The organism is Novosphingobium profundi, assembly GCF_020524485.1.
Classification (GTDB): domain Bacteria; phylum Pseudomonadota; class Alphaproteobacteria; order Sphingomonadales; family Sphingomonadaceae; genus Novosphingobium; species Novosphingobium profundi_A.
The window spans coordinates 1006975-1020134 of the sequence record NZ_JAIVLF010000001.1 but is presented as its reverse complement, the minus strand read 5'-3'; the positions used below and the strand labels follow the sequence as shown (position 1 = coordinate 1020134).

Sequence of the window (13160 nt, the reverse complement as noted above, 5' to 3'; positions counted from 1 at the left end):
GAGAGAGTATTCAAGGGGTCATCACCCCTTGCCCCCGAAATTCGGCACCCCCGCCTCACTCAAGCGAGGGTGCGCATGGAACGTGAACTAGACAGTTTGGGGAGCCCGAGGGCGATGGCCCTCGGAAAATCCCGTCTTCACCCCTTCCCCTTCAGCATCTCCTCCACCCAGACCGGAACCGTCTGCGTCGCCGGACCATGGCGTGCCTCGTCGAACCAGTCGGTCCCCTGCGAGGGTTCGAGGTTCAGCTCCAGCGTATGCGCGCCCATGTCCGCGGCCGTGCGTACGAAGCCCGCAGCCGGGTACACCGCGCCCGAGGTGCCGATAGAGACGAACAGATCCGCGTCTTCGAGCGCCGCGAAGATCTCGTCCATGCGGTAGGGCATCTCCCCGAACCACACGATGTCGGGCCGCAGGGCCGGTGCGCCGCAGGACGGGCACGGCGGACTGTCGATCAGGCTTGCTGTCCAGCGCGTCCGACCATCGCAGGCCGTGCACCAGGCCGAGAGATGCTCGCCGTGCATATGGATCACCTCGGCCCCATCCGCAGCGCCCAGCGCCCGGTCGTGGAGATCATCGACGTTCTGTGTGACCAGCATGACCGAGCCTCCCGTTCGGGCGGGCCACTCGCGCTGCAGGCGGGCCAGGGCGTGATGTGCGGCGTTGGGCTCCACCTGCAAGACCTGCTCGCGGCGCGTGTCGTAGAAGCGAAAGACCAGATCCGGGTCGCGCGCGAAGGCCTCGGGCGTGGCCACGTCCTCGACGCGGTGGTTCTCCCAGAGCCCTCCTGCATCGCGGAAGGTGCCGATGCCCGATTCGGCGGATACGCCGGCGCCAGTCAGGATGACGATGTTGCGAACTTGTTCCATTCCGCCCATGAGACCAGCCTTGAATGGAGACGGCAAGTGGTACGAATCGGAATTATCGGCAGTAACGGACGCATGGGGCAGGCCATTGCGCAGGCGATCGCGGACGCGGGGCTCGACCTTGCGGGCGGCGTGGACCGCGATGGAGACGTCGCTGGCCTTGCCGCAAAGGCCGATGTGCTGATCGACTTTTCGAGCCCCGATGCGCTGGAGGGCAACCTCGACGCCGCCGTTGCGGCCAAGGTCCCGATGGTGATCGGCACGACCGGCCTTGCCGAACGCCACCACTGGCTGATCGACGAAGCCGCCGCCGAGATCGCGGTGCTCCAGACCGGCAACACCTCGCTCGGCGTCACGCTCCTTGCCCACCTCGTGCGCGAGGCCGCCGCACGCCTTGGCAGCGACTGGGACATCGAGATCGTCGAGACCCACCACCGCATGAAGGTCGACGCCCCTTCGGGCACCGCGCTCCTTCTGGGCGAGGCCGCCGCCAAGGGCCGCGACGTGACGCTCGGCGACGCATCCGACCGGGGCCGCGATGGCATCACGGGCAAGCGCGAGGAAGGCCACATCGGCTTTGCTGCGCTGCGCGGCGGCACGGTGGCAGGTGATCACACCGTCCACTTCCTGGCCGACAATGAGCGCCTCGCCCTCTCGCACATGGCCGAGAACCGCGGCATCTTCGCCAAGGGCGCGGTCAAGGCCGCGCAGTGGGTTCGCGAGAAGGACGCAGGCCGCTACACCATGCCCGAGGTGCTGGGGCTCTAAGGGGAGGTCAGGCTTGCGCCGCTACGTCCACGATCAGCTGTTCATTCATTCCGAGGCCGCGCAGTTGCGCAGGGGTCTCTCGTGGATGAACCGGCTGATGGTGACGACGATCCTGGCGGCCATCCTGCTCACCGTCCTCGCCAGCGAGGAGACCCTGTTCCAGCCCCACCGCGCGCTCTTCATCGGGGCCGAGATGGTCTTCGGGATCATCTTCGGCGTTGAGTACGCGGCGCGGGTCTGGGCCGTGGTCGAGGATGATCCGGCCGCGCCCGCCTGGAAAATGCGGCTGCGCTTCATGGCAACGCCGGTGGCCCTGCTGGACCTCATCGTGGTGATCTCCTCGCTCCTGCCCTTCTTCTTTTCCGACCTCGCCGTGCTGCGTTTGATCAGGCTGCTCCGTCTCGCCGCCCTTATCAAGTTCAGCCACTTCTCGATTGCCCTGCGCGAGCTGATGCACGCGCTCACCGACCGGCGCTACGAACTGCTCGTGACCCTGGCGCTGGGCGGCGGTCTGCTTCTCCTGGGGGCCACCGCGCTCTACTGGGCCGAACGCGAGGTCCAGCCCGAGGCCTTCGGCTCGATCCCGCGCGCGCTCTACTGGGCGGTCATCACCCTGACGGCGGTGGGCTACGGCGATGTCTCGCCGGTCACACCGCTCGGCAAGATCCTCGCCTCGCTCGTCGCAATGAGCGGCATCGGGCTCGTCGCGATGCCGACCGGCATTATGGCGGCGGCCTTCAGCGACGCGATGCAGCGCCGCCGCGCGCTCAACGACCCCACCCTCGCCCACCGCGAGGATGACGAAACGGACCCGACGTGAAAAAAGACGATATCTTCGAATTCTTCCGCCGCCTCGCCGAGCTCAATCCCGATCCGGTGACCGAGCTGGAATTCGGCAACGTCTACCAGCTCCTCGTCGCCGTGACGCTTTCCGCGCAGTCGACCGACGTGGGCGTCAACAAGGCCACGCGCCAACTCTTTCAGGAGGTAAAGACCCCGGCCGAAATGGTAGCCCTGGGCGAAGAGGGGCTGAAGGAGCACATCAAGACCATTGGCCTGTTCAATTCCAAGGCGAAGAACGTGATCGCGCTCTCGCAGATGCTGGTCGAGAGGCATGGCGGCGAAGTCCCTGCCGACCGCGATGCGCTTGTCGAACTGCCCGGCGTCGGGCGCAAGACCGCCAATGTCGTCCTCAACTGCGCCTTCGGAGCCGAAACCTTCGCGGTCGACACCCATATCTTCCGCGTCGCCAACCGCACCGGCATGGCCAAGGGCAAGACCCCGCTCGCGGTCGAGAAGGGGCTGGAGAAGAAGGTGCCCCACCCTTTCCGGGTCGGCTCGCACCACTGGATGATCCTGCACGGGCGTTACATCTGCAAGGCGCGCACGCCCGAATGCTGGCGCTGTCCGGTCGTGGACCTGTGTGGCTTCAAGGCGAAGGTGCTGGAGAAAGGCGCCAAGCCCGCTCCTGCCAGGAAGCCCGCCGCACGCAAGGCAGCGGTGCGCAAGCCTGCCGCCAAGGGCTGAACCACCGCTTGGCTTGCGTCTGGTCAAGGCAGCCTCCATGCGTTTAGGCTAGGTCCTTGAGAGACCACGCAAAGCAGCCAGGAGGGGGCATGGCCGACGCGCAGACTTCCGAGCACGAAACACGGGCCCGCCCACTCTGGGGCGGCCCGCCGCCGGGTTGGCGCGCGCGGATCTACCGTATTGCCTTCGAGGCGGAGACGCCTGCGGGCCGCCTCTTCGACAAGGTCGTGATCGCCGCGATTCTGCTGTCCGTCTGTGTCGTCTTCGCCGATTCGATACCCCGCCTCCACGCCCGCTGGGCGCGCGTGTTCCTCTTCGCCGAATGGGGCTTCACCGCGCTGTTCACCGCCGAGTACGCGCTGCGCATCGTGTGCCTGCGCCAGCCCTGGCGCTACGCGAAGAGTTTCTATGGCATCATCGACCTGCTGGCGGTGGTGCCCACCTATCTCGCGCTGCTGTTCCCGGCGATCCATGTCCTGATCGACGTGCGAGTGCTGCGGCTCCTGCGCATCTTTCGTGTCTTCAAGCTCACCGCCTACATCACCGAGTACCAGCAACTCGCCATCGCGCTCGCCGCCAGCCGCCGCAAGATCGCGGTCTTCCTCGCCTCGGTCGTACTCATCGTCGTCGTGCTCGGCTCGCTCATGTACGTGATCGAGGGCCCCACCCACGGCTTCACCTCGATCCCCGTCTCGATCTACTGGGCGATCACCACGATGACGACGGTCGGCTATGGCGACATCATCCCACAAACACCCGTGGGCCGGTTCGTGACCGCGCTGATGATGCTGCTGGGCTGGGGCACGCTGGCGGTGCCGACCGGTATCGTCACAAGCGAAATTGCGCTGCACCGGGGACGTGGGCCGGAATCGCTCGACCGGGCCACGCGCGGGGCCATCGGCCTCTCGCCCGCCCCGCCCTGCACCGCTTGCGGCGAGGCCGAGCACCTGCCCCGCGCGCGCCATTGCCACGCCTGCGGCGCGCGCCTGCCGCGTCCCGCCGAGGCCGAGCCGGAGCCTTCGCGCTGACACGCCGCCTGGAACATGGCACGATGCCCCTTCGTTACCGAAATTCGAGACGCCATGGGAGAGCACCGATGCCATTTCACGCCGCGACCGGAGGCCTCATGCGCCTTCTGCCACTTGCCACACCGCTGGCCCTCGCAGCCTGCGCTCAAGGGGAGCCCCGCCCGGCACCTCCGCCCGAACCGGCTGCCGAAGTGATTGGCGAGGCGCGTGACTGCCTCCCCCTCAACAGTTTCTCGACGACCGAGATCCGCGACGACTACACCATCGACTTCCTGAGTGCGGGCCGCCGGAACGTGTGGCGCGTCACGCTGCCCAACCGCTGCTCGGGCCTGCGCGCGGCGGACACCTTCACCTACGAGACGTCACTGACGCGCCTGTGCCGCAACGACATCATCTATCCGCTACAGCGCATCGGAAACGGCTTCCAGCGCGCAGGCGGTTGCGGCCTTGCACCCTTCGTCCCGGTCAAGCTCGAGAAGTAGGAGGCACAGGGCAGGTTGAAGCCCTGCCCTGCCGGTTCAGACGTCGTCCGCGCTGATCATTTCCGCACGGTCGATCTCGCCGGTCATCACCGCGACCGTGGTCGCCACGGCCGCATCGCCCGAGACGTTGGTGGTCGTGCGCATCATGTCCATGATGCGGTCGACACCCGCGACCAGCGCGATGGTCTCGAGCGGCACGCCGACCGCGCCAAAGACCAGCGCCATCATGATAAGGCCAGCGCCCGGAATGCCCGCGGCCCCCACTGCGCCCAGCGTGGAGAGGATCGAGATCAGGAAGTAGGCACCCCAGTCAAGCTCGACCCCGAAGACCTGCGCGCCGAAGAGCGTCGCCAGCCCCAGGTACATCGCCGTGCCGTTCATGTTGATCGTGGCGCCCAGCGACACGACGAAGCTCGCGACCGCGTTCGAGACGCCCAGGTTGCGCTCGGTGCAGCGCATGGTGACCGGCAGCGTCGCGTTCGAGGAGGCGGTGGAATAGCTGACCGCCATGGCATCGACGATGCCGCGGAAGAAGTCATGCACCGGCAGACGGGCGAGGAAATGGATCATCGCCCCGTAGATACCGACGATGATGAGAATGCAGCCGAGGTAATTGAGGCCGACCAGCTTGGCCAGCGCGATAAGCGCGTCCTGCCCCAGCGTGCCCGCCACCCAGGCCATCAGCGCGAAGACGCCGAAGGGGGTCAGCTCCATCACGATCATCGTGACCTTCTGCATGACCACCGAGCCTGCATCGAAGATCTTGATGAGCGGGTGGCCCTCTTCCTTGGCCATGAGGATGCCCACGCCAATCAGCATGGCAAAGACGATGAGCGGGAGAACCTGCGCGTCGGCCATGACCTTGACCGGGCTTTCCGGGATCATCGAGAGGATCATGTCGACCGCCGTGGTCTCGTTGGGCGGGGGAACCGTGCCCAGCTCCAGGCGGCTTGTATCAAGGCCTTCGCCGGGCTTGAGCATGGTGCCCAGGAACAGGCCCATCCACACCGCGATCTGGCCGGTTACGACGAAGAGCAGCATGGCGCGGCCACCGACCGCCCCCAGCTTGCGCAAGTCGCCAATCGCGGTGACGCCTGAAACCAGCGAGAAGAAGATGAGCGGAACCACCAGCATCTTCACCGACTTGATGAAGAAGTCGCCGATCCACTTGATCGAGGCGGCCTCCGGCCCCCACCAGATCCCGACCGCGATGCCCAGCACCAGCGCGGCAATCACCCGCTGCCACAGGGGCACCTTGAACCAGAAACGCACCATCGCTTTAGAACCCTTATCCCCCGGGCTCACACGTGATGGCGGCCCCTCATCGTATCAGGCTCGCAAGTGCGAGCGGTTTTTTCAAGCCCGCAGAGCCGCTTGAGTTACCCGGGCATAGATCCGCGCGAGCGTTTCCAGGTCCGCGATCGCCACCGCCTCGTCGCGCTTGTGCATGGTTGCGTTGCACAGGCCAAACTCGATGACAGGCGCGATGTCCTTTAGGAAGCGCGCATCCGAGGTGCCGCCCCCGGTCGAAAGTTCAGGCTCCACCCCGGTTTCGGCGCGGATTGCCTCGGCCAGCAGGTCGGAGAATTCCCCCGGCTGGGTCAGAAAGGATTCGCCCGAGATGACGGGCCGCGCAGTGCCGCCGTGCTTCTCGGCAATGGCGGTGACCCGTTCGCCCAGCTCGGCTCCTGTGTGCAGGTCGTTGAAGCGGATCGAAATGCGCGCCTCGGCCTTGGCGGGAATGACATTGTGCGCCGGATTGCCCACGGTGAGGTCGGTGACCTCGAGGTTCGAGGCCTGGAACCAGTCGGTACCCTCGTCGAGCACAAGCGCGTCGAGTTCGCCCAGCATCGCGACCAGCTTGGTGATCGGGTTGTCGGCAAGGTGCGGGTAGGCGACGTGGCCTTGCACACCCTCTACCGAGAGGAAGATGTTGACCGAGCCCCGGCGGCCGATCTTCATCATGTCGCCCAGACGATGCACCGAAGTCGGCTCGCCCACGAGGATGAGGTCCGGCTTCTCGCCATGGGCTGCCATCCAGTCCATCAGCGCGCGCGTGCCATAGGTCGCGGGGCCTTCCTCGTCGCCGGTGATGATGAAGCTGATCGTGCCCGCCTCGACCGGTATCTCGGCGGCCGCCGCGATCATCGAGGCGACCGAGCCCTTCATGTCGACCGCGCCGCGCCCATAGAGCAGTTCGCCACGCCGCTCCGGCAGGAACGGGCCCGAGGTCCAGCCCTCGCCCGGCGGGACCACATCAACGTGGCCCGCAAACCCAAAGTGGCGACTGCCTTCCGGGCCTCGGCGCACCGCGTAGAGGTTCTCGACCGGACCGTCGGGCGCCTCGCCCGCCACGAAGCGGTGGACCTCGAAGCCGAGCGGGGCCAGCTGCTCTTCCAGGCAGTCGAACACCATGCCGGTAGCCGGGGTGACACTTGGGCAGGCGATCAGCGCTTCAGCCCGTTCAAGGGCGCTTGCGGTAAGGGGCAGGGTCTGGGACATAGGAATGCGCCATCGCACAGCCCTTGCGTCTTGACCATAGCCTCTTGAGGAGAGACCGCCATGCCCCGCATCGATCTCGACGCCCTGCCCCGCTCGAACGCCACCGGATACCCTGCGCCTTTCGACGCGGCCGTGGCCGGACGCTGGTGGGCGCGGCTCGCAAAACCCGGCGGCCTCACCCAGATGGGCGCCAGCCATATCACGCTTGAGCCCGGCGCCTGGTCAAGCCAGCGCCACTGGCACGAAGGGCAGGACGAACTCCTCGTGATGCTGGCGGGCGAAGCCGTGCTGGTCGAGGACGAGGGGCGAACCCTGCTGCGCGCCGGCGACATCTGCGCCTGGCCCGCGGGCGCGCCCAATGGCCATTGCCTCATCAACGAGAGCAATGCGCCCTGCACTTTCGTCGCGATCAGCGCTGGCCCGGAACGCGGCGGCTGCTATTCCGATATCGACATGGCGTGGGACGAGCGCGGCTTCGTCCACAAGGACGGCACGCCCTATCCCGGTGCCCGTCCCGCCTCTGCCACCTCCTGAACTACGGACCTTCCCTGATGCCTCTCCCACGCGCCTACACGGTCGTCGATGTCTTTTCCCACGTGCCCTTTCAGGGGAACCCCGTCGCCGTTGTCCTGGATGCCCAGGGCCTGTCGGATGCCGAGATGCAGACCATCGCGCGCTGGACGAACCTGTCCGAGACGACCTTCGTGCTGCCGCCGAGCGACCCGCGCGCCGACTATCGCCTGCGCATCTTCACGCCCGCCAGCGAGCTGCCTTTCGCCGGACATCCGACGCTGGGGAGCGCCCACGCGATGATCGCGGCGGGCCGGGTCACGCCGGGCCCCGAGGGGCTTGTCCAGGAATGCGCGCGCGGGCTTGTCCCGATCCGCATCGAAGAGGCCGAAGGCACGCGCCGCCTTGTCTTCACTCTGCCCGAAGCCCAGGTCACCCCGCTCGGCGAGGCCGCCATCACCGATCTTGAGGCCTATCTCGGTGCCCCCGTCGACCGGGCCCTCGAACCGGTGCGCGTGGACGTCGGCGCGGTCTGGGTCGTGGCGCGGCTGAGAAGCGCGCAGGACGTCCTGGCGCTCGAGCCCGATCTCACGCGCGGCGCGGCCTTCGAACGCCGCGTGAAGGCCACCGGCACCAGCGTCTATGCCCTCCATGCGGATGGTGGTCCGGCGGATATCGAGGTCCGCTCGTTCTGCCCCGCCGACAGCATCCCCGAGGACCCGGTCTGCGGCAGCGGCAACGGCGCGGTCGCGGTCGTGCGCAAGCGTGCGGGTGAACTCGGCCCGGACGAGGCGCGCTACAGTGCGGCGCAGGGAAGCCGGGTCGGACGCGCGGGCCGGATCGCGCTTCGCGTCGCGGCGGACGGGACAGTCGAGGTTGGCGGGCACTGCGTCACTTGCGCGAGCGGGCATCTCCACGCCTGACCGGCACCGGCAGGAAACGCGAAACGGCCCGGCAAGGGATACCTGCCGGGCCGTTTCACTTCCGACGGGCACGACAGCCCGCCTGACCTGGTCATCCCATCAATGGCACTTCAGGTCGCCGCGGTCGATCGAACGGCCGATGGCCCCGCCAAGCGCGCCGCCCACGAGCGAGCCGATGGTCTTGTCCTGCCCTCCGGCAAGGGCGTTACCGGCAAGTGCCCCCAGACCCGCACCGACCAGAAGTCCGGTCGTGCCGTTGTCGCGCTTGCAGTGGTAGTGGCCGTCCGACCCGCGCCAGACGTGGCTATTGCGGGTGATGCGCTGGGGCTCGTGGTAGCGCCCGTGCGAATCGTAGCGGTTGTTGTTGTGGTGCTTGTTATCGTGACGATTGTCATGCCGGTTACGATTGTCGTGCCGATTATCGTGACGGTTGTCGTGGCGATTGTCGTGACGGGGCGGCGGGTCCGCACTCACGGGGGCCCCGGCCAGCAGCAGGCCCAGGCCCAATGCGGCGACGATCTTCCTGTACAGCATCCTGTCCTCCATCGCATGGATGGAACCGGACTACGCCCGCGCGGGGAGAGTTCCAAGGCACAGGTCCCGTTCCACGCTCTAGCGAGGGATTCCCCCCATGCGATCTCAGGGTCAGCCCCTAGGCAAGCGCTTGCGGTTCAGCCTGCCAGCGCGGCATCGAGCATCTTCGCGAGGCGCAGACCCGCCTGCTCGATTCGCCGGTCGACGATGGGAATCGCCTTTTCGATCGCCGCGTTGTCCCAGACCACCTTGCCAGCCTCCTTCGTCTCGCACGGCAGCGTCCCCCCGAAGGCGGCGGGATAAAGGAAGTCGCGCGAGACCTCGTAGCTTTCGCGCGCCCAGTCCTCGGTCTTGCCGGTGGCGAGCTCGGCCTTCTCCCGGGCGCTGTAGGTGCGCACCAGCGGAGGACGCGCCGAGGTGATCGCGCGTTCGGCCAGCACGCCGTCCCAGATCGAGTGGAGGTTACGTCCCGGCGCAATGCCATAGTCGGCCTTCACGCGGTTGCCGCCAAGGTCATGGTTCTCGCCCACGTGAAGGGGCTGGTGCACGTCGCCCACGAAATGGACAAGGAACGCCAGCGCTTCGAGGCGCAGGACCGGCGCCAGCTTGCGGTTGGCCAGAAGCTTTTCCTGCCGCGCGATCTGCGCAGTGACGCAGTTGCCATCGCGGCAGGCCGCCTTGAAGTCGAACGGCTCACAGATCGGGATGTTCTGGTAGTGCCATGATGAGGCATAGGCAAAGCGCCAGCGCTCGCCCTTGATGCAATCGGGCCAGACCGCGGCATCTTCCAGCGTCTTCATCGAACAGCGTGGCGTATCCATTTCGCCCTGGTGGGCGAGCAGGCGCGCCATCGCCGCGCGCGTGGCCGGCTTCACGTTCTTCCAGGCAATGGCCCCGACGGTGCGGTGACCCATTGCGCCCCAGGCGAGCGCGGGCGTGCTTGCAAGGGCGCCCCCTGCAAGGGCCGCAAGGCCCGCCACGAGACTGAGCAGACGGCGCATCATGACTTCTCCGGGATCTCGTACTGTTCGATGACCCATTCCTCAGCCTCCGCGGCCGCGATCCAGGCCTGCATCCAGTCGTGCTCCCACACCGCCTGCATGTAGGCCTGCGCGAAGCCTGGGACGCCGATGCCGTAGGTCAGGAAACGGCTGACAACGGGTGCGTAGATCAGGTCGGCCGCCCCGAAGGTGCCAAAGAGGAACGGACCGCCCTTGCCAAAGCGCGCGCGCGCCTCGGCCCATAGCGTGAGGATACGCACGATGTCGGCACGCACCTCGTCGGTCATCGGGGCATCGGGAATGCGCTTGCGCACGTTCATCGGCAGGGTGCGGCGCAGCGGCAGGTAGCTCGAATGCATTTCGGCTACCATCGAGCGCGCCATCGCGCGCGCGGCCTCGTCCTTGGGCCAGAACCGGTCACGCCCGACCTTGTCGGCGAGGTAGTCGATGATCGCGAGACTGTCCCAGACCACCGCCTCTCCGTCCCACAGGATCGGGACCTTGCCGTGGCTGGGGGCGAGTTCCTCGGAGCTTGTCTGGACGTGCTGCCAGTCCTCGCCCAGCATCGGCACGGTCAGCTCCTCGAAATGGAGCCCCGACTGCTTGCAGGCCAGCCAGGCGCGCAGCGACCAGCTGGAATAATTCTTGTTTCCGATGATGAGCTTCACGGCGCCGGCATCCCTCTGGCTATGCCCGGCAGGCCTAAGCCCTCCCCCCGGCGATGTCGAGGGGGAGGCATGTCATCGGAAACGGCTCAGAACGCGCGAGTGATGAGATAGAAAATGGCGCCGACGATGGCGCTGGCCGGAATGGTGATGAACCAAGCGACGATCACGCGGCTCGCGACCGACCAGCGCACCGCGCTGGCGCGGCGGGCCGCGCCCGTACCCACGACCGAGCCGGTAATCGCGTGCGTGGTCGAGACGGGAATGCCCATTGCGCTCGCGCCGAAGACGACGATGGAACCGGCCGTCGAGGCGCAGAAACCGGAGTGGTGGTTCAGCTTGGTGAGCTTGGAGCCCATCGTCTTGATGATCTTCCAGCCCCCCGACAGCGTGCCCAGTGCAATCGCGGTGTAGCAGGACAGCACGACCCATTCGGGCACGTGGAAACCGCCTTCGAGGTGCCCGGTCGAATAGAGCAGCACCGCAATGATGCCCATCGTCTTCTGCGCGTCGTTGCCGCCATGGCTGATCGAATAGGCCGCCGAGGAGAACAGGTGCAGCGTCTTGAACACGGTGGTCGAGCCGCGCGGGCTCGTGCCCTTGAACAGCCAGCTGGTCAGCAGCATCAGCAGCATGGCGATGCCAAAACCGATCATCGGCGAAAGGAAGATCGCCACGACCGTCTTGGTGGTGCCCGAACTCTCAACAACGCCAAAGCCGCCGTGCATCATGCCCGCGCCCAGAAGGCCGCCGATCAGCGCATGGCTGGAACTGGAGGGAATACCCTTGAGCCAGGTGACGACGTTCCAGAACATCGCGCCCACCAGCGCCCCGAAGACCACAGCGGGCGTGATCGCGTCGGCATCGACGATGCCCTTGCCCACCGTCTCGGCGACGTGAAGCCCCACGAACCAGTAGGCAATGAAGTTGCCGCTCGCGGCGAAGAGCACGGCAACCACCGGCGACAGCAGGCGCGTGGCCACCACGGTCGCAATGGCGTTGGCCGCATCATGCAGGCCGTTCAGGAAGTCGAAGGCCAGCGCAAGGCCGACGAGGCCGATCAGCAGCGGCAGGGCAAGCGTATGATCCATGGGATAAGGCTACGGCTCAGGCGTGGTCGATGACGAGACCGTCGATCTCGTTGGCGAGATCCTCGAAACGGTCGACGACGCGCTCGAGGCGCTTGAACATTTCCTGGCGCACGATGAAGTGCAGCGGCTCGGTCTGCTGGCTTGCCTTGTAGACGCGCTTGAGACCGGCGGCGTGGATGTCATCGGCATGGCCTTCCATGCGCACCAGACGCTCGGTCAGCTCGTGCAGGCGGTGGCCGTTGTCGGCGATCTTGCGTAGGAGCGGCATGATCTCGGCGGTGAGGCGCGCGGCATCGACAATGATCGCGGCCATGTCGACCATCTCGGGCTCGAACTCTTCAACCTCATAGAGGCTGACCGCACCGGCCACCTGCTGCATCTCGTCGATGGCATCGTCCATCGTGGTGATGAGGCTGGTAATCGCCGAGCGGTCGAAAGGCGTCAGGAAGGTGCGGCGCACCGAATGAAGCACCTCGCGGGTGATCTCGTCGGCGTCGTGCTCACGCTCCTCGATCTCGCGGATGTGCTGGTTGCGGCCCTGCCCGCCCTGCGCGAGGCGCGCGAGCGCATCGGCGCCAGCGACGAGCGTTGCGGCCTGCTTCTCGAAAAGGTCGAAGAACTCACCCTGCTGGGGGAGAAGCTTCTGAAACCAGGCGAACATTGCATTGACTCCTGTCCTGTCGGCCATGGCCGAGAACACCCGCGCGGGGCTGGCAGCGGCGCGGAATTCGCTCGCACCGAAAGAGCGGATAAGCGCCCTCAGATCTTCTTCGTCGACCGCCTCGGCCGCCTCGGTCAGCGAGAACCAGCGGCGGTCGCGCTGGTGCTGCTCGTCCCAGGTGTCGAGCATTTCGGTGACGGCGAAGGGAAAGACATCGACATCGGCCCAGACCCGCGCGCCCGAAGCGCGACGCTTGCGGTAACGGAAGGAGCCGAGCGGAATGGGGCAGACCGCGCCGAGCACGCCCGCCTCTTCCTCGGCTTCCTGCGCGGCGGCGGCATGCGGACTCTTGCCTTTCATCAGCCCGCCCTTGGGGATCACCCAGCGGCGTGTCTCACGCGAGGTGATGAGGAGGATCTGGACAGGGGCGTCAATCGCCGGGCTTTCGCTGCGATATGGAAGAACGGCAATCTGACGCACGGTGTGTCCCTTGGCTCCTGAGCTGGCGGATGGGGAAGCGGATCGGCCGATTCGGGCCGGGGCCGCCGCCCGATACCTGCCCGCAGGCTGTCACGCAATCGTCACAGTCCCGGATTTGCGGG

Annotated in this window: 15 protein-coding genes; 7 read left to right on the top strand and 8 right to left on the bottom strand. The window is 66.6% G+C overall.

All coding sequences use genetic code 11. The features are described 5' to 3' along the window. Positions 1-137 precede the first annotated feature (137 nt). Positions 138-869 (bottom strand): NAD-dependent deacylase, encoded by a 732-nt coding sequence (locus LC060_RS04470; RefSeq protein WP_226633627.1) that lies wholly within the window; start codon positions 867-869, stop codon positions 138-140. Positions 870-905: 36 nt separating this feature from the next. On the opposite strand from LC060_RS04470, the gene dapB reads away from it, so the two are divergent. From dapB to LC060_RS04445, 5 genes are all read left to right on the top strand, one after another. Further along, positions 906-1634: a 4-hydroxy-tetrahydrodipicolinate reductase gene (gene dapB, locus LC060_RS04465; protein WP_226633069.1), complete on the top strand. Its 729-nt coding sequence runs from the start codon at positions 906-908 to the stop codon at positions 1632-1634. A gap of 13 nt (positions 1635-1647) precedes the next feature. Beyond that, positions 1648-2454: a potassium channel family protein gene (locus LC060_RS04460; protein ID WP_226633067.1), complete on the top strand. Its 807-nt coding sequence runs from the start codon at positions 1648-1650 to the stop codon at positions 2452-2454. Then, positions 2451-3161, top strand: a complete 711-nt coding sequence (gene nth / locus LC060_RS04455) for an endonuclease III (RefSeq protein ID WP_226633065.1) — start codon at positions 2451-2453, stop codon at positions 3159-3161. The genes LC060_RS04460 and nth overlap by 4 nt, the downstream gene beginning before the upstream one ends. 89 nt (positions 3162-3250) lie before the next feature. After that, on the top strand, positions 3251-4189 hold the full coding sequence (locus LC060_RS04450; RefSeq protein WP_226633064.1) for an ion transporter: 939 nt from the start codon (positions 3251-3253) through the stop codon (positions 4187-4189). 68 nt (positions 4190-4257) lie between these two features. Then, complete coding sequence (locus tag LC060_RS04445) at positions 4258-4671, top strand: hypothetical protein (RefSeq protein WP_226633062.1); 414 nt, start codon at positions 4258-4260, stop codon at positions 4669-4671. 36 nt (positions 4672-4707) lie between these two features. Here LC060_RS04445 and LC060_RS04440 read toward each other — a convergent pair whose 3' ends face one another. Both LC060_RS04440 and dapE read right to left on the bottom strand, forming a co-directional pair. Continuing rightward, entirely contained in the window at positions 4708-5946 is a 1239-nt protein-coding gene (locus LC060_RS04440) for a dicarboxylate/amino acid:cation symporter (protein WP_226633060.1), read from the bottom strand. An 81-nt stretch (positions 5947-6027) separates the two neighbouring features. Further along, positions 6028-7173, bottom strand: a complete 1146-nt coding sequence (gene dapE, locus LC060_RS04435) for a succinyl-diaminopimelate desuccinylase (protein ID WP_226633058.1) — start codon at positions 7171-7173, stop codon at positions 6028-6030. Positions 7174-7233: 60 nt separating this feature from the next. Between dapE and LC060_RS04430 the strand changes: the two genes are divergently transcribed. Together LC060_RS04430 and LC060_RS04425 are read left to right on the top strand one after the other, a co-directional pair. Further along, a complete protein-coding gene (locus LC060_RS04430) occupies positions 7234-7707 on the top strand; it encodes a cupin domain-containing protein (RefSeq protein ID WP_226633056.1) in 474 nt (157 codons plus the stop codon). A 17-nt stretch (positions 7708-7724) separates the two neighbouring features. Then, positions 7725-8606, top strand: coding sequence for a PhzF family phenazine biosynthesis protein (locus LC060_RS04425; RefSeq protein WP_226633048.1), 882 nt, complete (start codon positions 7725-7727; stop codon positions 8604-8606). A 99-nt stretch (positions 8607-8705) separates the two neighbouring features. On the opposite strand, the gene LC060_RS04420 is transcribed toward LC060_RS04425, so the two are convergent. The 5 genes from LC060_RS04420 to LC060_RS04400 form a co-directional block, all read right to left on the bottom strand. After that, positions 8706-9140, bottom strand: a complete 435-nt coding sequence (locus LC060_RS04420) for a glycine zipper 2TM domain-containing protein (RefSeq protein WP_226633046.1) — start codon at positions 9138-9140, stop codon at positions 8706-8708. Between the two features lie 137 nt (positions 9141-9277). Continuing rightward, a complete protein-coding gene (locus LC060_RS04415) occupies positions 9278-10141 on the bottom strand; it encodes a S1/P1 nuclease (protein WP_226633621.1) in 864 nt (287 codons plus the stop codon). Beyond that, positions 10141-10809 (bottom strand): glutathione S-transferase family protein, encoded by a 669-nt coding sequence (locus LC060_RS04410; RefSeq protein ID WP_213501016.1) that lies wholly within the window; start codon positions 10807-10809, stop codon positions 10141-10143. The genes LC060_RS04415 and LC060_RS04410 overlap by 1 nt, the downstream gene beginning before the upstream one ends. 86 nt (positions 10810-10895) lie before the next feature. Next, positions 10896-11897 carry an inorganic phosphate transporter gene (locus LC060_RS04405; protein WP_226633045.1) on the bottom strand — a complete coding sequence of 334 codons (1002 nt, stop codon included), beginning with the start codon at positions 11895-11897 and terminating at the stop codon, positions 10896-10898. Between the two features lie 16 nt (positions 11898-11913). Then, positions 11914-13038 carry a DUF47 family protein gene (locus LC060_RS04400; protein ID WP_226633044.1) on the bottom strand — a complete coding sequence of 375 codons (1125 nt, stop codon included), beginning with the start codon at positions 13036-13038 and terminating at the stop codon, positions 11914-11916. Positions 13039-13160: the final 122 nt, after the last annotated feature.